Source organism: Bombilactobacillus sp. ESL1187 (assembly GCF_058107155.1).
Window position 1 is genome coordinate 561,551 of the sequence record NZ_JBYLTZ010000001.1, and the last position, 26,067, is coordinate 587,617.

General features: G+C 37.5%; 23 protein-coding genes. 9 read left to right on the forward strand and 14 right to left on the reverse strand.

Annotated features, from left to right (window positions below):
• Positions 1-46: 46 nt before the first annotated feature.
• The 10 genes from helD to AC3B5B_RS02955 all read right to left on the reverse strand — a co-directional run bounded on the left by helD (position 47) and on the right by AC3B5B_RS02955 (position 11,225).
• Positions 47-2,338 carry an RNA polymerase recycling motor HelD gene (helD, locus tag AC3B5B_RS02910; protein WP_489769244.1) on the reverse strand — a complete coding sequence of 764 codons (2,292 nt, stop codon included), beginning with the start codon at positions 2,336-2,338 and terminating at the stop codon, positions 47-49.
• Positions 2,339-3,167: 829 nt separating this feature from the next.
• Positions 3,168-3,944, reverse strand: a complete 777-nt coding sequence (locus tag AC3B5B_RS02915; RefSeq protein ID WP_489769245.1) for a hypothetical protein — start codon at positions 3,942-3,944, stop codon at positions 3,168-3,170.
• 34 nt (positions 3,945-3,978) lie between these two features.
• Entirely contained in the window at positions 3,979-4,764 is a 786-nt protein-coding gene (locus AC3B5B_RS02920) for a hypothetical protein (RefSeq protein WP_489769246.1), read from the reverse strand.
• A gap of 19 nt (positions 4,765-4,783) precedes the next feature.
• Positions 4,784-5,566 (reverse strand): hypothetical protein, encoded by a 783-nt coding sequence (locus tag AC3B5B_RS02925; RefSeq protein ID WP_489757061.1) that lies wholly within the window; start codon positions 5,564-5,566, stop codon positions 4,784-4,786.
• Positions 5,559-6,281 carry an ATP-binding cassette domain-containing protein gene (locus AC3B5B_RS02930; protein ID WP_489757060.1) on the reverse strand — a complete coding sequence of 241 codons (723 nt, stop codon included), beginning with the start codon at positions 6,279-6,281 and terminating at the stop codon, positions 5,559-5,561. Before AC3B5B_RS02930 ends, AC3B5B_RS02925 begins: the two co-directional genes overlap by 8 nt.
• On the reverse strand, positions 6,271-6,648 hold the full coding sequence (locus tag AC3B5B_RS02935) for a GntR family transcriptional regulator (protein ID WP_489757059.1): 378 nt from the start codon (positions 6,646-6,648) through the stop codon (positions 6,271-6,273). Before AC3B5B_RS02935 ends, AC3B5B_RS02930 begins: the two co-directional genes overlap by 11 nt.
• 176 nt (positions 6,649-6,824) lie before the next feature.
• Entirely contained in the window at positions 6,825-7,355 is a 531-nt protein-coding gene (hdcB, locus tag AC3B5B_RS02940) for a histidine decarboxylase maturation protein HdcB (protein WP_489757058.1), read from the reverse strand.
• A 46-nt stretch (positions 7,356-7,401) separates the two neighbouring features.
• Entirely contained in the window at positions 7,402-8,886 is a 1,485-nt protein-coding gene (locus AC3B5B_RS02945) for an amino acid permease (protein ID WP_489757057.1), read from the reverse strand.
• Positions 8,887-8,905: 19 nt separating this feature from the next.
• On the reverse strand, positions 8,906-9,841 hold the full coding sequence (gene hdcA / locus AC3B5B_RS02950) for a histidine decarboxylase, pyruvoyl type (protein ID WP_489757056.1): 936 nt from the start codon (positions 9,839-9,841) through the stop codon (positions 8,906-8,908).
• A 331-nt stretch (positions 9,842-10,172) separates the two neighbouring features.
• Entirely contained in the window at positions 10,173-11,225 is a 1,053-nt protein-coding gene (locus tag AC3B5B_RS02955; protein WP_489769247.1) for a lipoyl protein ligase domain-containing protein, read from the reverse strand.
• A 703-nt stretch (positions 11,226-11,928) separates the two neighbouring features.
• Between AC3B5B_RS02955 and AC3B5B_RS02960 the strand changes: the two genes are divergently transcribed.
• The 6 genes from AC3B5B_RS02960 to AC3B5B_RS02985 all read left to right on the forward strand — a co-directional run bounded on the left by AC3B5B_RS02960 (position 11,929) and on the right by AC3B5B_RS02985 (position 19,255).
• Positions 11,929-12,489: a TetR/AcrR family transcriptional regulator gene (locus AC3B5B_RS02960; protein WP_489769248.1), complete on the forward strand. Its 561-nt coding sequence runs from the start codon at positions 11,929-11,931 to the stop codon at positions 12,487-12,489.
• 138 nt (positions 12,490-12,627) lie between these two features.
• Entirely contained in the window at positions 12,628-15,144 is a 2,517-nt protein-coding gene (locus AC3B5B_RS02965) for a hypothetical protein (RefSeq protein WP_489769249.1), read from the forward strand.
• 205 nt (positions 15,145-15,349) lie between these two features.
• Positions 15,350-16,255, forward strand: coding sequence for a proline-specific peptidase family protein (locus tag AC3B5B_RS02970; RefSeq protein WP_489769250.1), 906 nt, complete (start codon positions 15,350-15,352; stop codon positions 16,253-16,255).
• 615 nt (positions 16,256-16,870) lie between these two features.
• Positions 16,871-17,542 (forward strand): histidine phosphatase family protein, encoded by a 672-nt coding sequence (locus AC3B5B_RS02975; protein ID WP_489757051.1) that lies wholly within the window; start codon positions 16,871-16,873, stop codon positions 17,540-17,542.
• A 214-nt stretch (positions 17,543-17,756) separates the two neighbouring features.
• Complete coding sequence (locus tag AC3B5B_RS02980; protein ID WP_489769251.1) at positions 17,757-18,404, forward strand: TetR/AcrR family transcriptional regulator; 648 nt, start codon at positions 17,757-17,759, stop codon at positions 18,402-18,404.
• Between the two features lie 20 nt (positions 18,405-18,424).
• Positions 18,425-19,255 (forward strand): glycosyltransferase family 8 protein, encoded by an 831-nt coding sequence (locus tag AC3B5B_RS02985; RefSeq protein WP_489769252.1) that lies wholly within the window; start codon positions 18,425-18,427, stop codon positions 19,253-19,255.
• Here the strand turns inward: AC3B5B_RS02985 and AC3B5B_RS02990 are convergent.
• Positions 19,252-21,015 carry an ABC transporter ATP-binding protein gene (locus AC3B5B_RS02990; RefSeq protein ID WP_489757048.1) on the reverse strand — a complete coding sequence of 588 codons (1,764 nt, stop codon included), beginning with the start codon at positions 21,013-21,015 and terminating at the stop codon, positions 19,252-19,254. The two genes, AC3B5B_RS02985 and AC3B5B_RS02990, sit on opposite strands and share 4 nt — an antisense overlap.
• A gap of 99 nt (positions 21,016-21,114) precedes the next feature.
• On the opposite strand from AC3B5B_RS02990, the gene AC3B5B_RS02995 reads away from it, so the two are divergent.
• From AC3B5B_RS02995 to AC3B5B_RS03005, 3 genes are read left to right on the forward strand one after another with little or no spacing between them, the layout of a single operon-like run.
• The gene (locus AC3B5B_RS02995) at positions 21,115-21,894 is read left to right on the forward strand and encodes a 1-acyl-sn-glycerol-3-phosphate acyltransferase (protein WP_489769253.1); all 780 of its coding nucleotides are present in this window, start codon (positions 21,115-21,117) and stop codon (positions 21,892-21,894) included.
• Positions 21,891-22,847 carry a glycosyltransferase family 8 protein gene (locus AC3B5B_RS03000; RefSeq protein ID WP_489769254.1) on the forward strand — a complete coding sequence of 319 codons (957 nt, stop codon included), beginning with the start codon at positions 21,891-21,893 and terminating at the stop codon, positions 22,845-22,847. The genes AC3B5B_RS02995 and AC3B5B_RS03000 overlap by 4 nt, the downstream gene beginning before the upstream one ends.
• Positions 22,844-23,698, forward strand: coding sequence for a lysophospholipid acyltransferase family protein (locus AC3B5B_RS03005; RefSeq protein ID WP_489769255.1), 855 nt, complete (start codon positions 22,844-22,846; stop codon positions 23,696-23,698). Before AC3B5B_RS03000 ends, AC3B5B_RS03005 begins: the two co-directional genes overlap by 4 nt.
• Positions 23,699-23,938: 240 nt before the next feature.
• Here the strand turns inward: AC3B5B_RS03005 and AC3B5B_RS03010 are convergent, their stop codons facing one another.
• The 3 genes from AC3B5B_RS03010 to AC3B5B_RS03020 are packed head-to-tail and all read right to left on the reverse strand — an operon-like array spanning position 23,939 to position 26,059.
• Positions 23,939-24,595, reverse strand: a complete 657-nt coding sequence (locus tag AC3B5B_RS03010) for an amino acid ABC transporter permease (protein WP_489757044.1) — start codon at positions 24,593-24,595, stop codon at positions 23,939-23,941.
• 13 nt (positions 24,596-24,608) lie between these two features.
• Positions 24,609-25,247: an amino acid ABC transporter permease gene (locus AC3B5B_RS03015; RefSeq protein ID WP_489757043.1), complete on the reverse strand. Its 639-nt coding sequence runs from the start codon at positions 25,245-25,247 to the stop codon at positions 24,609-24,611.
• On the reverse strand, positions 25,247-26,059 hold the full coding sequence (locus AC3B5B_RS03020; RefSeq protein WP_489769256.1) for a transporter substrate-binding domain-containing protein: 813 nt from the start codon (positions 26,057-26,059) through the stop codon (positions 25,247-25,249). The genes AC3B5B_RS03015 and AC3B5B_RS03020 overlap by 1 nt, the downstream gene beginning before the upstream one ends.
• Positions 26,060-26,067 lie beyond the last annotated feature (8 nt).

Consider the following 26,067-nt stretch of genomic DNA (forward strand, 5'->3'; position numbering starts at 1 on the left):
TCAACCAAACTTCAATAGTTTAACATGGTTGTCAAGTAACATTGATTTACTCTTGTATATACAGCTGCTGCGGAACTTGCGCTACCAGTGGTTCCAGTTGCTTAACCGCCAAAATGCTGAGGCGGTGCATTGCCCGCGAAGCAATTGTATAAATTAATTGGCGTTCGTCAGCTTGGAATTGTCCCGCACTAGTATTCCACATAATAACAGCATCAAATTCTAAGCCTTTCGCTAAGTAGGCCGGAATCACAATATTACCAGCGGCTAAGCGCTGATTTTCTGAACGAATTAAAGTAATTTTTTCAATTGATTTTAACTGATCATAAACTTGTTGCGCTTGGGCCAAATCACGTGTGATAATAGCCGTCACATATTGATCTTGTTGGTTTAATTGTAATTGATGTAAAACGGCTTTGAGCATCTGTTGTTCATCCGCATTAATCTTCACGTTCGGCAAGTCACCATCCCGATTAAACGGTGTGATTTTTTCACCTTGCGTTAACAATGCCTTCGTAAACTCGGTAATTTGTTTCGTAGAACGATAAGAATGTGTCAACTGGACCACCCGCGTTTTGGATACATCAAACAATTGCGTAATTTCTTTGAGTAAAGTATTGTTTTGTTCCTTGACTAAAATCGACTGGTTCAAATCACCCAACATTGTATAACGAGCTCTAGGAAAGCTGTACTTTAAATAAGCTAACTGAAATGGAGTATAGTCTTGAATCTCATCAATAAAGACAAACTTCATACTTGTGTCCCCGTGATAACCCGTAATCAAATCATAGAGATATAAGTACGGTGAAATATCCGTAATCGTAATTCTTTTAGCCTTTAAATTTTGCCGAAAGTCTGTTAAATGCTGTTGCCATTGTTGAGGCGTAATATGCCACTGTTGTAAATCTAATAATTGCGGTACTGTTTGTAAAAATTTTTGATAAGTCGCAGTTAAGTTGACAAAATTGTTATGCTGAATCTGGCGTGCTAAAGGTTTAAAGGCTTGTGTCACAATCTTACGGGCTAAAAACTTTTGTTCTGCATCACTGTTTTTAAATTCTTGGTCAGGATAATCATACAAAGCCCGTAATTGTTCTTGGCTCAACGACTCAATCGTTTCTTGAACCCATTTCTTGCGCATTTCTTGACCCAAACGTTGATTCAAAATCTTCATGAGTCGTTGTCTAGTACCATCAATGCGATTGATTAACTTATATTGCGAACCAAAGCCATAATAAATTTCGGCAATTTTGGTTTTGGAAATCAAGACCCGTTTCTTAAATTTCAAATCTCGAAAATAAACACCGCCACTGCCTAGAATCTGAGCATAGTTGGTTTCCAATTTAAAGAATTCGATATCGGTCATCAAATCAGTGACCACATCTTGAGCTTGATGAATTGTTTGTTCAAACTGTTCAAACAAAGTTTGTAATTGTAAATGTGGCAAGCGCCGCGCAACATATTGCAAATAAGTCATTTGCACCATATTTTGTTCGCCCATCTCGGGCAAGACTTGGCTAATATAGTCATTAAATAACATATTAGGCGAAAACATTAAGACTTGACCTGAAGTCAATTTACGACGGTAACGATAAAGTAAGAAGGCAATTCGTTGCATAATAGCTGACGTTTTACCCGAACCAGCCGCACCTTGCACAAACAGCAAGTTCGAAGTAGTATCGCGAATAATTTGATTTTGTTCGCGTTGAATGGTTGTCACAATGCCCCGCATTTTGGTACTGGCTTTTTCATCCAAAACTTCCAGTAACATCTGATCACCAATGGTTTCTTCGGTATCATATAAAGTCTTAATCTGTCCATCTTGGATAATAAATTGACGCTTTAATTGCACGTCAACTGCTTGCTCACCGTCCGGTGTTTGATAAGTGATTTTCCCCAAATCACCATCATAATAAATTGAAGAAATGGGCGCCCGCCAATCATAAACTAAAAAGTGATCATGGCGGTCGGTAAATGATCCTAAACCAATATAGATGGTCTCTGGTTTACCAGCTGGTAATTCTTGAAAATCAATGCGTGCAAAATAAGGATTTTGTTCCAGCTTTCGTAAGACCCCCAGTTGTTGGTGCGAACGTTGCCAAGAATTATTTCTTTCGGCCAGCATCTGTTGCTGTTGATGAATCGATAATGCCCCCGCCATTGAAATAGCGTCATCACCCATGCCAATATGCACATCATCCCCAAAAGTCCGGTCAATTTCTTTAATGTCGGCTTTGGCGGTGGCCATACTGTGCGTTAATTTTAGTTCGGCCTGTTGAATCTTTTGAACAACATCATTCAAATGTGCTTGTTCTTGTTGCTTGGCTGTTTGTTTTGTCATTCTTTAACTATCCCCAAATTTTTTATTAATAGCTAAACATTTAGTGAAATATTCTAGCATAGAGTGATACAAAATCATAGTTAATACTGCGACAAGTGCCGCTTAAAAGCCGCGGACTAACCTAGGATAACCAATTAAGTTGCGATTTTTAACTTGATTGGTTATTCGTAGTTAGACACAGGCTTTTGGCACTTGGAGCGCTATTTAAATACTGCGACAAACAGCGTTTAGAAGTTGAGTATAGCCTAGAATAAGGACTTAAGTTTTGCTTTATAAACTTGAGGGCTTATTCGTAGCTAAACGCAGACTTCTGCTGTTTGGAGCGCTAATAAACACACTGCGACAAAGGCTGTTCAGAAACTGAGCAATAACCTAGACTAAGACTAAAGTTGGTTTAGACTTTAGTTCTTAGGCGTAGTTAGGCACAAGTTTCTTGCCTTTGGAGCGCTAATAAACACACTGCGACAAAGGCTGTTCAGAAACTGAGCAATAACCTAGACTAAGACTAAAGTTGGTTTAGGCTTTAGTTCTTAGGCGTAGTTAGGCACAAGTTTCTTGCCTTTGGAGCGCTAATAAACACACTGCGACAAAGGGCGCTTAGAAACTGAGCAATAACCTAGACCAAAACTAAAGTTGATTCTTAACTTTAGTTCTTGGGCGTAGTTAGGCGCAAGTTTTTGCCCTTTGGAGCGCTATTTAAGCACTGCGACAAAAGCTGAGCACTTACCCAGGCTCAGACACTGAAAGCTTTGTAATTAATATTGAATGTCGTTAGCGCAAATTTTTGCTACTTAAAGTAGCAGATTATAATGTAATGCCACACAGATTCTTACCGATTAGTCTCTGAGTTATACATTAAAATTGTATTACCCTCAAATAAAAGGAAATCAATAACAATAAATAATCCATCATTAACCATAAAAGTTCCTAAAATGGTAGAAACATTTAGTCTACGATAACCAACAAACCAACTTAACCAATCTGAAAAGTCAAACAGTCGCAAAACCAAATAAATAGTTATCACCGTAACAGCTAAGTAAATTAGCCATTTAATCCACTTTTGATTGGGCACAAAATCAGTAATAAATTTTCCTATGAAGCTCACTAAATGTACTACTAATACAGCAAACGCTAGCATAATGGCAATAGTTAAAATTACCATTACACCAACTTGAACGATTTGTTTTGTGGTTAACATTAAGTCACTTTTACTGGGCCAATTTATTCGATCTCTCAGAAAAATGGTCAAGCAACTAATACCTAATAAGATGCTATCCACTAAAAACATGTATAACCAATTCAACAACACATTCAAAATTTGAACAGCATATAGTTGCCAATCTTTAATTGGTAACAGCCGGTATTGATTGGTAAAAGTTTGATTTTTAGAATTAAAAATCATCAAAATAACTAAAATAATATCGAAGATAACTTCCCAAATAATCACATTGGCTAAGATTACCAATGACCAATCCGAATGTGGACCTGCACCAATTGAAACCGCACTAGCAAACACAATCATTAATAAATTAATCAATAATAGCTTAGTCGTCTGAATAATTTGTTGACGTGTTAAAACTTTGAAAACTTGTCGCCACTTAGTCATAATCTTGATCCCCCTAATCAATTTGATTAGTTAGTTAATAAGTCGTTTCAACATGTTCCACTAACCAACTATTAATAATCAAAAAGACTAAACTTAACAGTAAAATACCACCAGCAATGATCCAAATTGACGTACTAGCACCCGCATTAACGCTAAAGTAACCACCACTAATTTTCAGATTGAACTGACGGGGACCAATTAACCTGGTAAACAATGGAATTAATAACGTAGCTAGTTTAATAGTTAAAACCATCACGATTAAATAAATGATCCATTTAACTAGTTTAGACGTTCCACCCGGCAAATAATTCAATAAAACATGACTAATCAAATCGACAAAATTGATTAATAAAATTGCCACCACCACTATTAACAGCATGAGCACCAATCCACCCCAGATCACATGCCAATCATTCTGGTTAAGGGAACTACTAGTTGCGTAATGGTGCTGACTAATAATGAAACTTACCGCAATTAAGACAGCTTGAACAACAAAGAAATATAACCAACTACCTACCATACTAACCACTTGCACGATATAAGTTTTCCAGGTAGCAATCGGTAATAACTGATAGCGATTGCTATACATTTGCCGCCGAATTAACATCGCTAACTGCCAAATATAGACAATTCCAAAAACAAAACTCCAAGCTATTAAACTGATTGCTACTGCATCACTAAAATTATGCACACTGCCTTTATTAAATAAAACAATTAAACTAGTCACGAAAACAAACAACAAATTAATAATTAATGTCATAGTAGCCTTTTTAAATTGTTCTCGACTGACTACTTTGAAGACTTGCCAACTATTAGTCATAACTTTCCCCTTAAATAGTTTATTTTTTTGGCTCCAAATAGTTCGTTAACCAAGCATTAACCAGTAACAACAAGATAATCGCCCCAAACAATAAAACATAATTAGCATGCGTATTGCCAGCGAGACTACTCATATGCATCATGGAATTAAACGCAATTGCCCTGAACCAACGAAACATTAATTGTAAAAACTTGATAGCTAGCCATGTAATGACCAAATAAACTACCACCGTCACTACTTTAGACTGCCGTAATGGTAAATAATCCAGAGAAATGCGGCTGGTAAAATTAATGGTATTGACAAACAACAAACTCAAGATTAACCAACCCAAGGAGATTAAGACGACTACTAAGAACACTGACCAATGAGCATGTTCAAAAATTTGAAAATGCTGCATAAAATAATAAAGCGTGCGATTTTGCTGCCAAATTTCTAACAAGACCAAGCCAAAGGCAATAATCAATAGACAGACTTGCATTACCAAAAATATCAGCCAATTCACAACCACCCCGAGAATTTGAGTCAGGTAAATTTTCCACGTAGAAAAAGGAATGAGCTGGTAGCGATTGCTATTGATTTGATTTTGCGTCAAGATGATGGTTTGCACCAGTAGCACTACGGCAAAAACCATGGCCCAAATCAGAACACTGAAGAAGAATTCTTCACCCCAATAGTGATTGCCAGAAAACAACATAAACACCACGGAAATCACCAAAAATAATGCATTGAATAAAATAATAGTACGCAACTTTTTAAATTGTTCTAGAAATACGGTTTGAAACAATGACCACCAGTTAGTCATCCAGTGTGTCCTCCTGTTCTTCATATAGACCTTCAAAATATTCTTCCACCGAACAGTGTTCTTGTTCCACAATTTCTTCGGTCGAACGATGTGTAAGTACTGTTTGGTCTTTAATGATTACTAATTCATCTAAAATCTGACTAATTTCTTCTAAATGATGACTGCTAATCAACACAGAAGCCGAATCATCTACCCAATTGAGCATGCCTTGAATAATTTTTTTTCGACTCATCACATCAATGCCACTAAATGGTTCATCTAATAAATAGAGTTGGGCCTTGCGCGCCAGCGTCAACGCAATCGTTAAACGTTCGCGATTACCTTTGGAGAGGTTACCTAATTTTTGTTTACCTTCCAAATTTAAAAAGTCAGCTAGTTGTTGGTAACGATCTACCACAAAGTCTGGATAAACACTTTGGTAAAACTGCATAATTTTATTAATTGGGGTTTGTGGGGCAAAACCTTGTAGTTCATCGGAATAGCTAACATGCGCTTTTCTTTGTACCACATTATCATCATCTTCGAACAAAATTCTTCCTTTATAATGTTTGGCTACACCAGCAATTAAACGAATTAACGTGGTTTTCCCAGCACCATTAGCCCCTGCTAAACCAATGAAGTGCCCCGTATCTAAAGTCAAATTCACATCATTTAAAATTAATTTATTGTTTTTCCGGTAAGTTAAATCTGCAATTTGTAATAGTTTAGTCGTCATTGTCATTCATCCTCTCACCCAAATATAATTTAATATAATAGAACATTTCTCCCTGATCTAAACCCATTTGCGACAATGCTTCATACATTTCACTCAGTGTTTGATCAATAATCTGATCCCGTAAATGGTCAATAATCTGCGGATTCTCCGTTACAAAATTACCTAATCCCCGCTTCGTAATTACTATCTGTTCTTGAATTAATTCGCCTAATGCTTTTTGAATAGTATTAATATTAACTTCTAAACTCACAGATAGTTCCCGAACAGATGGTAATTTATCACCCAGTCGGTATTTACCAGCGATAATTTGGCGATTGATTAGATCTTTAATTTGTAAATAGATCGGAATATTATCTTTAAATTTCATAATATCCTCCTTCACCTGTGTACCATTACAGTATAACACTAGCACGGCCAATTACAAGTTCCCCGCCAAAAAAGACGACTTCTCAAAATAAAACTTGCCTTTTGAACAATCGTCTCTTTGCATGCCAATTTTTATCAAATTATTCGTTGAATGACTAATGTCTTTTAATTAACGACTCATTTACCAGCTTTAGGCAAAGCTGGATTACTATCTTCATACTCGTATTGGCTAATATAACCATTTTGCATATAATTGCGTAAACGATCCACTTCCGGACCATGATCCGCATCTAATAATTGCGGAAAACCACCCCGAATAGTGTTATCATAGGCCGCTTGCGTATTTTCCTGCGGTGAAATAGCCTGAACTAAATCAAAGGCGCGCCCCGCAATTAAATCATTAAATTGCCATTGTTCTAAATCTTCAAACACAATTTTAATTTTGCCATGCGGTACTCCCTTTAAACATTGCGCACTTTTAACTTCATTTCGACTCCGTTCCTGTAAGGAATGAGGTTGCTTTAAATCATAGTAATAAACTTTCGTGCCCGCGGTAAATATCACCTGTTCCAACTCTCCGTCTTGATTCAGGGCAATACTGGTCATTTTTTCTGGAACCGCAGTTAAGGCCGGCAGCACCTTTTTCACTTTGATTTCTGGTAAATATTTACGAACAAATTGTTCATTATCGGCTAAATCCATACTCATTAACGCACCCTCCTTTTTTATTACCATGCTTCAAATACTAAATCACTTAATGTTTAGACATCACAAAGATTAAGCCCAAGACAGCGACTAAAATAATTACCCCGGCAAAGATCTTTTCGTATTTCGTAAAAATCGCAGCTTGAGGAGCATATTGCTTGCGCGCATACATAAAGACCGGAATTCCCAGCGCATAAATAATAAATGACAAAGTTGTATATTCAATCCCCGCAGCGTATCCCATAAAAATAGTTCCTAAAGCTCCTAAGAGACTGATGTAATGGGCTTTCGTGCGCGAAGAAGTTGTGGTTAAATGTTGTGGATTAAAGGTTTTTTCGCTGCTACTTTCTTTAAATAGATAGAGCATCGAAATTAAATACGGCGGTACAGTCATGGTGCCGACAATCGTTAGCATCGTATTAAACGCATTGCCCGCAAAATGCGTGCCAATAATAATAATCTGCATGACAATCGTGGAAACAACCACTGAAAAAGAAGGCACTTTATTTTTATTAATTTTGGCAAAAGCCCGTGGAAAAGTCTGATCTTGAGCAGCCGCCGCCGGCATTTGCGAGAGCAGTAAGGTCCAAGTTAACCAACTAGATAAGACCGCTAAAATGACCCCAAACGTGATAATCAAACGTCCCCAAGGTCCAACTACGAGATTCATTAATTCTCCGGAAGATGGCGAATGCATCACCGCAATTTGACCATAACTTTTTAAACCGAGGGGTAATAGTGAGGCCAACGCATATAACACTAAACAAATTAAAAAGCCATATTTGGTCGCCGTCCGAACATCTTTTTGACTACGAGCCTTATCAGACAAAACAACTGCTCCTTCAACCCCACCAAAGACCCATAAGGTCGTCATCATCGTATTTTTGACTTGTGAAGCTAAAGAACCAAGATTCTTATCTCCTAAACTAGCAATAGCATGATTAGCAAACATATTAGTCGTGAAAGTCTGCCAATTAAAGACGACAATCATCGTAATTAAGAAGATTGCAGTTGATAAGAGCATTACAACGGTACCAGTGATATCCACCCAACTAGCACCTTTAATTCCATTGAGAATTAATAAACTCATTCCCCACAGAATTAAACTATTTAAGATTAAGGACGGAATATTATTGCCATTGCCAAAAGTTCCCGGCCATAAAGTGTTTAACGTGGACATTAATAATACGGCATATGTTACGTTGGCAAAACACTCGCAAATCCAATAACCCCAACTAACAAAAAAGCCTGTAAAGCGACCAAAACCATCATCGGCATACTTATATAATCCTGTCGTAAACTGCGGCCTGATTTCTGACAAAGTCAAAAAAGAACGCACAATAAACCACATGATCACCCCGGTTAGAATCCAACCGAAGACTTGTCCCAACATCCCAGCTTTAATCGCCATATTTTGCGGCAAATCATAAATGCCACCGCCAACCATAGCGGATAAAACAAACGCAATGAGCCCTAAGACTCCGACTTTTTGCGTCGTTGAATTTTTTGTTGCTTGTTTTTTCTGGGCAGTCACAAGTAGTTTCCTCCTCCCCTTAATACTTAATCTGTTTAGTTTCTACAATGGATTCATAGCCCATTTGGTCTAGCCATTGCGGCAAAGTCAGTTGTTCCATAATTTCCATATCTTTATCTGGCGTTAGTAATGAGCCGTTAGGAATGGCATCAATTGGTAAGGAAAAATAAGGGGCCGCTGTGATAGCATTGCCAATTTGCCCCGGTTCCATCATCGTATGTGCAAAACCAATCCACGAACTAGCAAAAGATGTGTCAGCATCTTGACCACAGGCAGCAATTGATTTAGCAATGGCGCGGCGCCGTTGTGCCAAAAACTCATTCAGCTCAGCTTCACTAGGTGTATTCCAAACGCCAGCATCTTCGATATACATGCTAGAATTATGTTCTGGATCTTTCGCAAACGAAATTGCGATAGCGGACCAAACACCATAACCTTGTCCGGGTTTCATGGCTTGGTCAGCTTTGGGACGCGAAGCGGTCACTCCTTTGTTAGCACAAACAATAAAACTCCCCGGTGCTGGATAATGGCGACGTTCATCGCGGACGCCAAAATATTCAACTAAAGAATCTTGTAATGGTTTAGCGTCATAAATTGGTAATCGACTGCCATCCCACTGTTCCACACTGAATAATGGCTCTGCTTGATCAACCGTCGGATTGCGCAACAAGTCATATCCTAAGAAATGCCCCTGCGGCCCAGTAAAACTTGAGGCTGTTGTCATATTAATTTGTCCGATATAAGCGTTTTTGGTTTCTGCCCGATCATAGGAAACAATACCGTCTAAAACATCATCATCGGTTTTGTCACGCACACCAGCATCAACTTTGATTCCGGTGACGTAACCGTTCCCCAGATTTCCTGGTTCCATGTAGCCTCGTGAATACTTGGTATACGGACTAATTGCAATCCGATCAATCCCCATTTGGTTAAGTTTTAAATCTAATTCTGCCATTTGATAACCCCCATCAATGTTTCAAATTATGAAAATTAATTTCTAGGGCAATCATAAAAGGCTCTAATTTTTTTAGCAAGAAATAAGCTATATAAGTGCTATTATTTGACAATAAATAGCCACATGGTATTTTATAAGCAATAAGTATGCATTTTTTAGACTTGATTATCAAATTATTTAATAAGTAAATCAATGAAAAGCCATTACATTTTAGACCAAAAAATGCTCACCCAAGCAAAAGCTTGGATAAGCATTCCTGTTTTAAAATGAAATGGAACAAAATAACTAAGAAGTTGTGTACTAATTAAAAACTCCGTCAAGAAAAAATAATTTATTGGAATGTAGGAATTTGGATCGCATATTGTTCTTCCAGCAAAATTTTGGCTAACGCTGCTGGTTGAAAGGCGCCTAAATTTTCAGGTAAATTGCTTTGTTGAAAAGCATCAATTAACGGCTTTAACTGAAAGGAAACCCCAATTAAATTCTGTTCAATCAATTGCAAATTTCCCGAAGCCAACGCAAAATCACCATAAATTTTGATTTGCGTCAGCACGTCGTGCTGCACAGTAAACGCAAATTCAATTGTCCCCAAATTAGCGAAGTGGCGTGCATGAAAATGGGCTCCGGTTTGCTGTGAACCATAAATCCATTCCGGCGTACTGTATTTAGTAGCTGCCAATTTAGTTACCGCTTGCCAGTCTTCATCTGTCATGTGATAAGTTGGAAGTGCTGTTAAATCAGTCGTTTGAAATTCCATCTGTAAAAATAAGTCTTGAATTTGTTGCCGAGTAATATCTTGATACTTTGATTTCAAATAAGGCCGAATATTAGTAATTCGACGTTGAACTGAGGGAACACCCTTGATCGCCACATGCTGTAAAGCTGCTTTGGCTTGAGCCATATCAACATCCAACATTAAGGTGCCACCACAAGAAAACCGTTGCTTAATTCTCGCAGAGGACAGGCTAGAACACTTTTGATCTGCCACCGTAAGATCAGTTCTACCATTCATAATTGCGGGTACGCCTAATTCATGCAAAACTTTCAGCATCGTTTGGGCATACAAATCAAACTGCTGATAATTAGTCCCCCGATCACTATCTACATAAAAATAAGTTAAGCTCCCAGCGTCGCTATAGATCGCACCGCCACCAGAACTGCGCCGCGCTAAAGTAAATTGCTGGTTCTTTAAGTAACCCAAGTTGACTTCTGCGCAAACATTTTGATTAACTCCACAAGTGACCGCTGGTTGTGAAGAGTGTGTAAAGCCGATGAGTGTTTCATCACCAAACTTAGTTTGCGTTTCTAAGTATTCAATCACTGCTTGACTTAAATACGGATTCTGACAATCAACTCCTCTGTTAGCTAGATCAATATATAACACTGTTTTTTTCCTCACTTTTTTGTAATCGCTAACATTTATTATTAGCACAAAGCTTTTAATTTTTCAATCAGACTGAGCTGATATTTATTAATAAATTATCAAAATTTTAATAAACATCTGCGAAAACAACACATTACCCTTTATTTTCAACAGCCGAGCGCGCATTATTCCGCAAGCGTGAACTATGGCAGCACGAAAGTTTCGAGCTGCTGGGAATAGACTTAACTACAACTTAGTGACAATTGATCCCAATTTGCTATGGCTTATTTCAAATTTATGCAATAATCAAATCTTAAATTTACTTCAGAAGGTTTTTCTGGTCGTCAGTTACATAGTTAAATTTGATGGCTCTTAATATTGAAATGATGGTAAAAACTGCATCTCCAGACCAAAAAAATAATTATCAAAAATTGTTAAAGATGCTTCATTACTGTGATAATTAGTCAACTACCGATATGGCTGCAGAACTTGGTACTCATTCACTAAATATCTTTGATAGCAATCGTTTTACAACCATCAAATAAATTAGTAAAAAAGCAATAAAAAATATTGCAATATTTTTGAAATAAATTGATTAAAGTAATATACCACAAAATGCCGCTTTTGTAGCACTTGTTTGTGAACTGTTCTTTTTTATGAATCCTAGGTTAATAATTACTCATGTAGCAAAATGAAAAGAAAATTATTACTTGAGGAGTGAACGATGAATGGTAAAAAACAAACTACTAAAGAACAATCACGTCAATGGTTATGGCAATCATTTCTCCGACTGTTGACTCAAAAGGATTATTCGCACATCACAGTCAAAGAAATTGCCGCTAATGCTTCGTTGGATAGAGGGACATTTTACCGCGCTTTTGCTAATAAGGGGGATTTAATTGATTGGCATTGTCAACAAGATTTTTATGAATATTGTCAAGTGATTTTAGCAGAAGACCTAAAAAATTTGACTGCTGAACAATTTCTGGGTAATCTGTTCAATTTTTGGTGGGATAAACGCGCAACCATTAAAATTTTGATTCAGCAAAATTTAACTTACCATTTTTTAAAGATTTGGAATGATAAGTTTAGCGACATATACGATAATTTTAAACTACCAACTCATATACAAGGTACACAAGCAGAGATCCAATATTTACAAACTTTTACTTCGGGAGGATTTTACTTTGTCATTATTACTTGGCTGGCTAAAGAAAATCCAGAGCCACCTAGTTATCTGGCGCAGTGTTTTACACGTGCTTATAATCACATTTTAGAGAACTAACTTTTTGAAATTGAATAAAAGGTCAAAAAGTATCCAGTTTTTACTAAAAACCATCTAGAATTTCTGTTTTTTTATGTAAGAACAACAACGGCCAATTTATTATTTTTAAATCACCATAACAAAAAAGGTAAAGAAAAAATGAATAAAAAATCTTTCTTTAATGTGGCATTAACATTAATTTCTTTAGTTATTAGTATTATCTTCGCCAATGGTTTTCAAAGTCAAATCATTTTAGCAACAGCTAAACAAGAACCATCAGCTGCTCTTGTTAAGCAAGTTGAAGGAATGAATTTACCTAATGAACAACTATTAAAAACGCCCGTTATGACAGTTAGTAATTTCACCTTGAATCCTCCACAAGCTACTGATATTGATGATGGCTTAACTTGGTCAGCACCGCAAAATAACTTGGAGATTGGTTATACTAATCCTATGGCTATTAACGGCAAAACAGTTAAAATGGGCTTTACTTTTGGTAGTTGGTCGGCAACTAAATTTTCCGGACAAATTACTTCAAATTCTAATATTTTTCTGCAAGATGGCTTAAATTCTAATGGTACACCAAATAACATTCAAGCCTTTAGTCACGGTGCAACTGAGGGACCTTCAACTAGTTCGGATTACGTTCTTTTTCAGGGGGGCGGGGCGAACTCATTAATGTATACAGCATTACTTACGTATGGTCATCAACCGACTTATTTTGTATCTAAAGATAGTAGTGGTGCCGTACAAGCGGTTAAAGTCATGGGGTATTGTACTAATGGTGATTCTAACGATTCATTCGAATTTGAAGAAATTTTGCGGCGTTCCCCCTACCGTAATGGGAATGTTGCTCAAGAATTATATGTAAAAAACATTTCTAGTTCACCACAGCTTTACCTTATTGGTGAACATGAGGATACACAATTAGAAAATGGTGCGCTGATTGGCAACTATGTTCCAGATCGAGTACCAGTTTATGCCTTGGGAGATAATCGTGGTATGTATCTGGAATCACCTAATCATCGGTTAAATATTAATTTTGATCTTACAAATGGACCAGCGCATTGGTTAGCTGAAGATTATAGTGATCGGTTTAGCTATAGCCCAACAGGTCTTAGTAATGCAGTTAATCGTGATAAAACTCCAGTTTTTAAGGGACCGAATTTTACAAATGTTACTGGACAAGAGATTTATAATTATTCAGCAGGTAAGATATTGTTACCGAAAATTAAAAACCGCAATAACGGTAAAATCGAATATCCTGATTCAGGTTATGCTGTATTATGGCCACAATTTACTTTACCAGTAGGACAAACGCAACATTATGCATTGGATATTGGGGTGGGTGCTAGCTCTTCTTCCAACCCATGGCTAAAAGAAAATTGGCAAAATGAATCCCGATCAGACGGCAAAAATTATCCAGGGAATAAAATTAAGTTTACTGTTAATTTAGGAAATGATGGTAAAGATAGTGAGTATAAGACAACTAACTTATCCGATTTAGTACCCGCAGGAATAGATGTAGATAATAGCAGTTTTAAGTTAACTGATGCTAATGGTACAACTAAGTCTGTCACTTATAATGCTGCTAATCGTGGTTTGCAGTTAAGTAATGCTGATGCCATAGACTTAAAAGATAATCAAACTGCAACTTTAACATTTTTGGGAACTATTTCGAATTCTGCTAGTGGACCAGCTTTAACGACGACTCCTAAAGCAATAGCTATTGAACAAAAGTTAGATGGCAATCCTACTAAGGACTTTTCTGGACCACAGGTTAGTATCCCATTATCACATAAATTTCAGGCCGAATTAACACAAGATGCCTCAGACCAAACTCACAAAGAATTACCAGCAAACCATTATATACCGGGGGATACGATTGATTTTCATATACACTACAAGATTAATGCTGATGTTACTGATAGTGTATCGGAACTTCACTTTATTCCTAGTGTTAGTGCAGGATTAACAGCTAGTGGCCATGTAGCAGCGACAATGGATAATTCTGAGACTAATGACTTAAAAGTAACTTATCAACAAACAGAAGGTTCTCCTTGGCCTTCTCAAGTTAACGTTACTAAAAGTGATGGAACTGCTTTTAAGGCAGGTGATCAAATAACGGTAACCATTACGGGAACCGCGGAAAAATCACCCGATGATCAGTCTGATGGTAAGTTAAGTCAGACAGTTGATGTGACTGGTACTTTAGACTCAGGTGAAGCAATTGCTTCAAACCCAAACACTTTAACAATCTTACGTCAAAATCTGACCCGCTTAAGCGTACCGAAGAGTATTGATTTTGGGACACATTACAAAGGAGAAGCAACCGAATTCTTAAATCCAGAGTTAGATGCTAATTTGACAGTGGAAAGTGGAGTTAAATTAAATTCTAATTCTAGATTTTTGGTTCAAGCCCAGGGTAATGCGCAATTAGCTGGTGGATTATTTTTGAAAGATCAAACCAATCAATGGCAGGATTTATCAACGCCAACATTGCTACCTGTGCCATCACCATCGCCAGCTCCAACAACTGATGTTAATTATCAGTATATTTATGATTTTTCTGCCTTAATCCAGCCTAAAAAATGGAAATTAGTAGTACCGGTTAATGCTCAAAAACCAGGCCAGGCTAATCAAACTGTTACTTGGACCATCTCGAACTCATTATGAGTTAGTAAAATTGAGAAGTATTTAATTTTGAGCGGAACCATCACTTAATCCAAGGTTAATCCAATTAATCTGAGACCAAGTGGTTTGATTTCATCAGGTCTTCAAAGAATGGGTTCCTTGCTTACTTTCAAAAAATTAATAGTATGTCTAAACTAGGCAAAATTTGCTATGATAGAAGTAATTACTTCAGAAAAGAGTGAGTTGCATGAAACAAGGAACACATATTCTAACCTTAGATAATGGTTACCATTTATGGACACGCACCGTAGGTCACGGTGATATTAAATTATTATGCTTACACGGTGGTCCCGGTGGTACCCATGAATATTGGGAAAACTTCGGTGATGAATTGGCCGATTTAGGTGTCGAAGTTACGATGTACGACCAATTAGGTTCATTTTATTCTGACCAACCAGATTACAGTGATCCCCAAATTGCCGAAAAATATTTAACGTATGATTATTATTTGGGTGAAGTTGAAGAAGTCCGTCAAAAATTAGGTCTTGATAATTTTTATTTAATCGGCCAATCTTGGGGTGGCTTGTTAGTTCAATTATATGCTGCCAAATATGGTCAACATTTAAAAGGCGCTATTATTTCTAGTATGGTGGACGAAATTGATGACTATGTTAAACATGTCAACCAATGCCGTTTAGATTGCCTCGGCCCTGATAAAGTAGCCTACATGGAGCAAATTGAACAAGCAAACAAACTGGATGACCCTACCTACCAAAGTTATGTTGACGTTTTGAACGCCGAATACGTTGATCGCAAACAACCTGAAGCCATCCGACATTTAGTATCAACCATGGCAACTGATGTTTACAACGTTTTCCAAGGCGACAATGAATTTGTTGTGACTGGTAAATTAAGTCAATGGCATTTTCGCGAACATTTGCACGAAATTCAAGTTCCAACCTTGCTGACTTTTGGTGAACACGAAACTATGCCGTTATCATCTGCAAAAATTATGCAGGAAAAAATTCCACATGCTCGCTTAGTAACCACGCCTAACGGTGGTCATCATCATATGATCGACAACGCACCAGTGTACTTTGATCATTTGAAACAGTTTATTAAAGATGTGGAATCCGGTAATTTCAACGATTAAATAATCACTGCGACAAGCAGCGTTTAAAAGTTGAGTATAGCCTTAGATAAAGGACTTAAGTTTTGATTTTTAAACTTGAGTCCTTTATTGTAGCTAGACGCAGACTTCTGCTACTTGGAGCGCTAAATCAATTACTGTGACAAAGGGCGATTAAAAACTGAGCACTAACCTAGACCAAGACTAAAGTGTATTTTAGCTTTAGGACTTGGGCGTAGTTAGGCACAAGTTTTTGCCCTTTGGAGCGCTAAATCAATCACTGTGACAAGTAGCGTTTAGAAGTTGAGTATAGCTTAGATAAAGGACTTAAGTTTTGATTTTTAAACTTGAGTCCTTTATTGTAGCTAGACGCAGACTTCTGCTACTTGGAGCGCTAAATCAACATCGCGACAAAAAACGTTTTTAACCGAAAACTAACCTAGACTAAGGACTGAAGTTGAACTTTAACTTGAGTCCTTAGTTGTTGTTAGGCGAAATTTTTCAATAGTTAGCTGAATTTCGTAGTATAAAATTCAAGCTAAGTAATTATTTTATTCATTAAATTAAATAATGTCATCATTAAAACAACTCCGCCATTTTCTCATAAAACGAGTACAATAATTGACAGGAGGTAGTGAAATGAAATACACAGTTTATTTAATCCGTCACGGCCGCACCTGGTTTAACAACTACAATAAAATGCAAGGTTGGTCTGATAGCCCACTAACAACTGAAGGTACTGCTGTTGCCGAAAAAGCAGCTCAACAACTAAAAGATGTTCCGTTTGATCTTGCCATTTCTTCTGATGCGCGACGAGCCATTGATACTTGTCGCATCATTATTTCTGAAAATGTTAATCATGAACAACTAGTTCCTCAAAAATCATCCCGCTTCCGGGAAGAATTTTATGGTTACTTTGAGGGAATGAACTCTGACGAAGCTTGGCATATGATTTTAACGCCTCATGGCTATACCAGTTATAACGACGCTGCCCAAAAAGTGGGGTTGGACCAAACCAAAGACTGGATGAAAGTTGCGGATCCATTTCATGACGCTGAAGATTCCACGGAGTACTGGCAACGATTAGAGGCGGGATTTAATGATTTAGATCACCTCGCATTTGATGGCGCCAAAGTCTTACTAATCAGTCATGGCACCACCATTCGTTCTTTAGCTCAACGCTATAGTGATGGCTCTTTTGATGTTGATCGTGGACCGGCTAATGCTAGTTTAACGACTTTAGTGCGTGAAGATGGTCAAAATACCGTAACCAGCTATAACCAAAATCTCTTTACCGCAGACGAAGTTTAATTATCTAGTTGTCCCAAATTTATTATCTATTCAATCTTACCTGAGAGTTAGATTTCTAAGTTTCTACTTTAGAAATTTAACTCTTTTTATCTGCTTAAATTTTCACTTGACTCCTGTTCAAAATAAATTATAGTAAAATAGGATTAGTTAGTGAGTGTTTACTCATTGATTTTTGAGTAATTACTCAAAAATTATATTATCAGGAGGTAGCCCTATGGAAGATCGGGCTTTATACACGCTCTTTCCTGAAGCCCAGTTGTTTACCAATACGAAGTATAAATTATTTAAAAGTGCGATTGAATTATTTGCACAACAAGGCTTTAACAAAACGAGCACTCGCCAAATTGCTCAACAAGCACAAGTATCCGAAGCTTCGCTGTTCAAATATTTCACGAATAAGCGTGGAATTTTAACCGCGATTTTAAAGCCGATGGCGCAGCAAATTTTTCCCGACGTCATTCGCGAATTTTCTCAAACCGTTTTGCAGAAACACACGGCCAATCTTCAAGAACTCATTACTTTAATTGTTCATAATCGCATTGATTTTTACAAAAAAAATCCCGAGTTAACTAAAATTTATCTCAACGAACTCAGCACGAACCCCACTTTAAGCCAAGAGCTGCTACGTTCTTTTCCTAAAGAAGCTATTCAAGATTTTAATGCCGAAATTAATTATTTAAAGCAGCGGCAAACTATTGTCACTTGGCAAAATTCTGAAATTTTTCGCTTTATTATCACAACCATGTTGGGTTATTTTGTCGAACATTATGTTTTGTTTCCCCAAAAAAAGTGGTCTCAAACCATTGAGGTCAATCATTTAATCACTTTTATCACTGACGGTTTAACCGTCAATAACCACTAAGCATTTTTGATGTCAAGTATTTGGAGGTCCTAAAGATTAATATTTTATATTGTGGTGATGATAACATGTTTCATGGTATTTTATTATCCATGTTATCAATTGCTAAACATGAACCAACACCGTGTCATTTTTATATTATTACTGCTTCGCTCTACAACAAAAAGCATCAGTTTCAAGCCTTGAGTACTGCACATGTAAACTTTTTGACGAAAGTTTTACATGACAAAAATCCGCAGCATACGCTAACCAAAATCGATTTAACCGACCTATTTAACCGTTATTCACCGTTGGCCAACTTGAATACCATGTTTACACCTTACAGTATGTTGCGACTATATCTTGACTTAGTTCCAGAAATTCCCGATCGTTTGCTTTATTTAGACGCTGATGTTATTTGTCACCATGCTTTTGATGATTTTTATGATCAAGATTTGCGTGATACCGAATTAGTGGGCGTTTTAGATTATTACGGTCGGTGGTTTTTCCATTACCAATGGCAGAAGTTTGATTATCTCAATTCTGGGATGTTACTACTTAATATGCAAAAAATTCGTCAGACCGGTCTCTTTGCCAAATGTCGCACTTATTGTCGCAAACATAAATTAATTATGCCGGATCAATCAGCCATCAACAAATTTGCGCGCACCAAACGCTTCGCCGCCACTAAATACAATGAACAACATGGCGTGAACGAAGCCACGATCTTTCAACATTTTTCTACCAATTGGAAATTGTTACCAGTTATTCATGTAGTTAGTGTCAAACCCTGGGAAACTGACAAGGTTTTCCAATTAGATTTAACTGCGAATGACCAAGATATTTACTTAGAATATCTTGCTTTAATTAACTAGTGCTTGTTCAACGTGCCAAATTGTTCCTGAAAATAAGCTTGGTAAGGTGGATAATTTTGTAATAGCTCCTCATGCGTCCCAGAACTTTGAACTTGACCATTTTTAATAAAATAGATTTGATCAGCATGAATAATGGTATTGAGTCGATGAGCAATAATGAGTGTCGTGCGCCCGATCATTAATTGCTGCAGTGATTGTTGAATTAATTTTTCAGATTCTAAGTCTAAACTGGCAGTCGCCTCATCAAGTAATAGCAGTTTGGGATTGCGCAAAAACACCCGCGCAATCGCTAAACGTTGACGTTGGCCACCGGATAAATTCGTTCCTTGCTCTCCCACTGGCGTGGCCAATTTTTGGGGCATTTGTTGGACGAATTCGCGCGCATTGGCTAACGCCAATACTTGCCATAACTGTTCATCAGTATAATGTTTTGATAATCCATAAGTGAGATTATCCCGAATTGTGCCAGTAATGGCTACTGAATTTTGATCAACCAAACCCAATTGCTGACGCCAAGAAGTCAAGTTAACATGGTTTAAATCGACTTCACCAATTCTGACTTGACCGTGGGTGGGCTGGTAAAAACCTTCTAACAAGTTAAAAATTGTAGACTTGCCGCTACCTGAAGGTCCCACAAATGCCACTGTCGTCTGCGGTTTAATCGTGAACGCTACTTGGTCTAAAGCTTGCCGGCCATCCGGATAAGCGAATTGCACATTATCAAAAGTTATTTTTTGCCGTTGATAATCAATTTTTTGCCCACTGTGTGAATTTTCTGCTCCTTCATCTAACAATTCCCGAATTTTATCGGTGGAACCATCCACTTTGGCTAAATCCGTTAAGAATTGCCCTAATGTCGTAAAGGGGACCATTAATTGAATTAGATACATCATAAAGGCCAACAACGTTCCCAAATCCAAAGTACCATTTTTGATCCGCACTTCACCATAAAGTAAAATGCTAAAGACCGTGGCTAACATAATAATGCCCGTGACAGGACCGACAATAGAATCATAAATGGCTTCTTTACGTCCAACCTGATACAATTGCTGTAATTGATTTTGACCGCTCTGATATTCTTGAATTTCGGCGTTATCAGCCTTAACTAAGGTAATGCCACTAATCATTTCGCTAACTTTACCACTAAATTGTGCTAACAAGCTTTGCCGTTGCCCCGCAATTTTGGTGGAACGGTGAAACACTGGTAATAAAATCAAAATCAATAACGGGACCGCAATAAACAAAATCAGCGTTAATTGCCAATCCATCGCTAGCATAAATAACAAAGCCCCGACTAACTGCAACAAAGAAGTTAACATTTTGGGTAAAGAATTAGCTAACAACTCTTTAACTTGGTTGGAGTCATTAATGACTCGTGACGCAATTTCGCCGGATTGTCTTTGATCAAAATAACCTACCGGTACCGTTAACAACTTATCCCACAATTTTAAGCGTAATTTCAAGACCACCTCTTCGCCAAAAAAGCCCAAAAAGCTGCCTGAAAAAGCCCCAATCAAAGTACTCAATAAAAACAGCCCACCGCCTAAGACCACTAAACCTACATCCACGTGTGCTAGAGATTTTTGTACCATTGCCACTAATTGTTTAGCAATCATGGGCACAATTAATTGGATCACAATCGAAACCGCCCCTAACACAATGCCAAGGAGTAATTGCCAATAGTGCGGTTTAATTTTATGTATTAAAGTCATCAAATTATGATAACTATCTCTTAATTTGTTACTATTGAAAAATGACATAATTTTACTCCTATGATTGCTAAATTAAAGAGTTCTATGTAATATTAACCGAACCAGCTAGCATAAGTAAAGCCATTATTTTACTAGGAAGGATGGACTATGACTCAGAAAACCATTTACTATGAGTCTTATCAAGACGATGTTGTTACTTCTAAAAACCAAGCGGCCAAATTACCAGCTAACCATCGTTGGATTCATCATAATTTATTTTACCGCTGTTTTTCACAATTATTTTATTATTTAGTAGTTGTTATTAGCATTATATACTGTTATGGTTGGTTACATTTAAGATTTCAAAATTTACATAAACTACGCCAAAACTCCAAGAAAGGTGGTGTTGTCTATTGTAATCATACTCAGCCTTTAGGGGATGTTTTCTTGCCTTTTTTAGCGGCTTTCCCCAAACGGCCTTATATTATCTGCTCCCAAGCCAATCTCGGATTGCCAATTATCGGTAAATTACTGACATTTGCCGGCGCGTTAATCATCCCTGATGGTAAAAAGCAATTTAATCAATTTAATCAAGCTATTAAACATCATTTAAACAAGCACCACCTCATCTTTATTTATCCGGAAGCCCATGTTTGGCCGTACTTTACTGAAATTAGGCCCTTTACCGCCACGAGCTTTCATTATCCTGCCGCTTGTAACAAACCCAGTTTTAGCTTAACCGTGACCTATCAATCAGCTAACTACTTCAAGCGGCCACAAATAATTGTTTATACTGATGGACCTTTTACGGTTGCTTCGCAACTTTTGCCCAAGCAAAAGCAATTCCAATTGTATCAACAAATTCGCCACACCATGATTACTCGCAGTCATCAGAGTAATTGTCAATACATTAATTACCAACAACGAAAGGACTTCGTCAAACAATGACAAATCTTAATCAAGAAATTCCCGTTTTCTTTTCTGTCGATGACAGATACGCACCTTATCTAGCTGTAGCTATAAATTCCTTAATTCAAAACAGCAATCCTGAAAGAAATTATCATATTATCGTTTTGTGTGATGACTTATCACTGACTAACCAACAAAAACTCCGTACCTTAGTCCAATCAAATATTCAGTTAGAATTTGTTTCCATCACTGAACAAATCAAAAAACAAATTACGGATACGAATAACAAGTTACGTGCCGATTATTTCACCTATACCATCTACTTCCGCTTATTTATTGCAGAATTATTTCCACAATTTGACAAAGCTATTTACTTGGATGCCGATACTGCTATCAATCATGATATTGCGGATTTATTTGATCTGCCATTAGGCGACAACTGGATCGGCGCGGCCGTTGATCGCTTCATCGTGGAAAATCCAGAAACCTTTAATTACGCTCAAGAGGCTATTGGCGTTGCCGGTGATAAATATATCAATTCGGGCGTTTTACTAATGGATTTACAGGCCTTACGCGATAATCATTTTGCTGATCATTTCTTTAACTTATTAAATCAATACCATTTTCGTAGCTTAGCTCCCGATCAAGATTATCTCAATGCTATCGCTAAGAATAAAATTATGTACCTAGATTCCACCTGGAACGTAATGGTAACTTTTCCTGAGGAGACACCAGCTGCTTTAATCCACTGGAACTTATTCAACAAACCTTGGTACTACCAAGATGCCCCCAGACAAGAATATTTTTGGAAATACGCCCAAACAACACCGTATTATGATCAATTACAACAACAACTGCATAGTGTGGATGCTCAAGCCATTCAAAAAGATGAAAAAAATGCTGACGAATTAATGAACTTAGCTGTGCAGATTGCTAAAACTTCTAATACTTTTCATGCTCGTGCCCAGCAAGGAGTGAAGATCGCCTTATGATGATTGATCATTTTATTGATATTGGTGATCGAAAACCGGTCATCGACAACATCAAGCATAACGTTCAACAGCACGCTTTAACTGCTAAAGTGGAAGTTAATGATCCCGTCATGAGCTTAGCTGACGAACAGGCAACCATTCACGAATTTGAACAACTGTTACCAACTTGGAAATATCGGCTGAATAATTCTACGGCCCGCCATATCATGAACTTAGCGGCAGCGACTTTAAAAAGCAATCTTCAAGTAACAAACCAACATAATTTAACCGGCTTACAATTGCCTGCGGTCATTACTTGCAATCATTTTAACCCCATCGACAGTTTATTGGTCCGCCAAGGATTGCATTTTAAGCGAATGGCCATTGTGATTGAGCCTACCAACTTGAAGATGCCCGGACTGTTAGGATATCTGATGAACTATACCGATACCATTCCTATCAGCCAAAGCTTCAATTATATGAAAAAAGATTTTCAACAGTTGGTCGCTCACAGTTTGCAACAAAAATTACCCTTATTGATTTTTCCCGAAAGTGAAATGTGGTTTAACTATCGTAAGCCGCGCACTTTCCAACGCGGTGCTTATTATTATGCGGCTAAAAATCATGTTCCTATTCTTTCCTGTTTTATTGCAATTTTTGACGCACCAACTGCCAAGGATCCACATGCTGTTAAGTATCAATTAATGATCCTCAAGCCGATTCATGCGGATCCTGATCTATCTATCAGTGATGCGTCTGAACAGATGCGACAAATTGATTACCAACAAAAGGTCGCTGCTTATGAGCAGGCCTATCAAAAAACATTTACGCCTGAGTTTGAGGACACAGATATTGCGGGACATTACCTTTAAGTAAAGATACACATTATAAAAGGCTTAGAACTAAAGCTTACGATCTCAATATTCAAACATTTTTTGAATATTGTTAGATCCTAATTGCTTAAGTTCCAAGCCTTTTTTGATTTACGGACATTAAACTTATTTGATCTAGTCTCCAAGTATCATCTAACTACGAATCAGCCACCAAGTCAAAAATCGAAATTAATTGTTAATCCTTAGCTTTTAGATAGGCACTGGTCAAAGTCTTTGCTGTTAACCAGCCATGCGCTTATCAATATGATTACCTAATAATGATAAGCTGAAACAAACGATAAAATATAACACAGCTAATGCTGCAAACATTGGCAAAATATAGTTGGCATTTTGTCCATAAATTACTTGCGCATGTTGCATCATTTCAGGAACCACGATAATTGTGGCTAACGATGTATCTTTAATCAAAGAAACAAATTGACTAATCAGTGCCGGAATCATTTTTTTATACGCTTGCGGCAAAATAATATGCCACAAGGCTTGCAAAAAGCTCATCCCCACTGAGCGCGCGCCTTCCATTTGTCCCGTATCAACCGCATTCAAACCCGAACGAACAATTTCGGCAATCATCGTTGATTCGAAAACCGTCATCGCAATAATTGCTGCAACGATGGTATCGGGCTTTAACCCAAAATTAGGCAAACCAAAATAAGTGAAGAAAATAATCAACAAAAGCGGAATATTGCGAATAATATCAATCACAAAACCAAAAATAGCCGAGACATATTTGATTTTAGAATAGCGAATAATCCCTAAAATGGAACCAAAGATAAAGCTTAATACCACCGAGATCACAGAAATATAAATTGTCACCCAAAGTCCCATTAACAAGAAACGCAGGTTCAACCATGAAAAAGCTTGAATCCAATTTTGCATTGATGATCACCTCCTAAGCCAGTTTCTTTTCTAAATGTTGCATGTAATAACTCAATGGCAACGTAATTATTAAATACAAAACCCCCACAACCAAATAACTATTGATGGTATCAAAAGTCGTGGAAGCAATCGAATTAGCTTGATACATTAAATCAAAGCCCGCCACAAACGCCAAAACAGACGAATTCTTAACTAAGTTAATAAATTGATTACCTAAAGGAGGAATCACAATTTTGACAGCTTGCGGCAAAATAATATAACGCATTGCTTGCCAATAAGTCATCCCTACTGATAGGGCCCCTTCCATCTGGCCTGTCGAAACTGACTGAATACCCGAGCGAATGGTTTCGGCAATAAAAGCGGAAGTATATAACGTCAAGCCAATGGTCCCTGCGGTAAAACCGTTGATTTTTACAACGTACATCGGAATAACTAAATAAAAGAACATGGTAATTACTAATAACGGAATATTACGAAAAATTTCCACATAAGCCTTGCCAATTACCCGGGCAATTTTATTGGGCACCACTTCCATAATGGCAAACAACGTACCAATGATTAGGCTAAAAAACAAGGCCAAGATACTTGATAAAACGGTCCAACCAAAGCCGCTTAATAGTTGGTGGCCGTAATGTGTAAAAATATTAATCATTATCGATACAGCTCCTTATAATTAAACCCCGGCACATTACCAAACCATTTTTTAATTAAACGATTATACTCACCATCACGTTGCATTTCTGTCACTGCACGGTCCACGGCCTTCGTAAAGGACTTTTGGCCCTTGTTAACTGCCACCCCGTACGGTTCTTTAGTAAACGTTCCGCCCCGCACTTCAAAGCCAGGATTTTCGACAGCTAACCCGTACAAGATCCCATTATCGGTCGTTAGCGCATCACCTTGGTGCGACTTTAAAGCATTCATTGCTTGGGCATAATCTTGCAACTCCACGACGCGAGCTTTCGGTGAAACTTTTTTGATATTATCAACTGAATTAGAACCGACTACGCCAATCACGGTTTTATGATTTAAATCACGCGCATTTTTAATAGTAGAATTTTTGGGAACTAACAACGATTGACCAGCATCAAAATAAGAATGTGAGAAATCAATGGTTTTTTCACGTTCTGGTGTAATCGACATGGTTGCAATGACCGCGTCAACGTTACCATTTTTTAGCAATGGTACCCGGGACTGCGAGGTAACCGTGACAAATTTGGCATGACCATGAGTGCCTAAAATATGCTTCGTAATGTGCTTGGCCATATCAACGTCAAACCCTTTTTGCTGCCCGTCACGTACATCAATCAAGCCAAATAATTTCACATCACCTTTGACACCCCAAGTAATGGTATTCGACTGACGATCATTTTGTAAAACCGATTGACTGGACAGTTTTTGACCACAACCACTTAAGAATACAATACCTAATAATAAGGAGAACAACCAAAATTTCTTTTTCATCGCGGTTC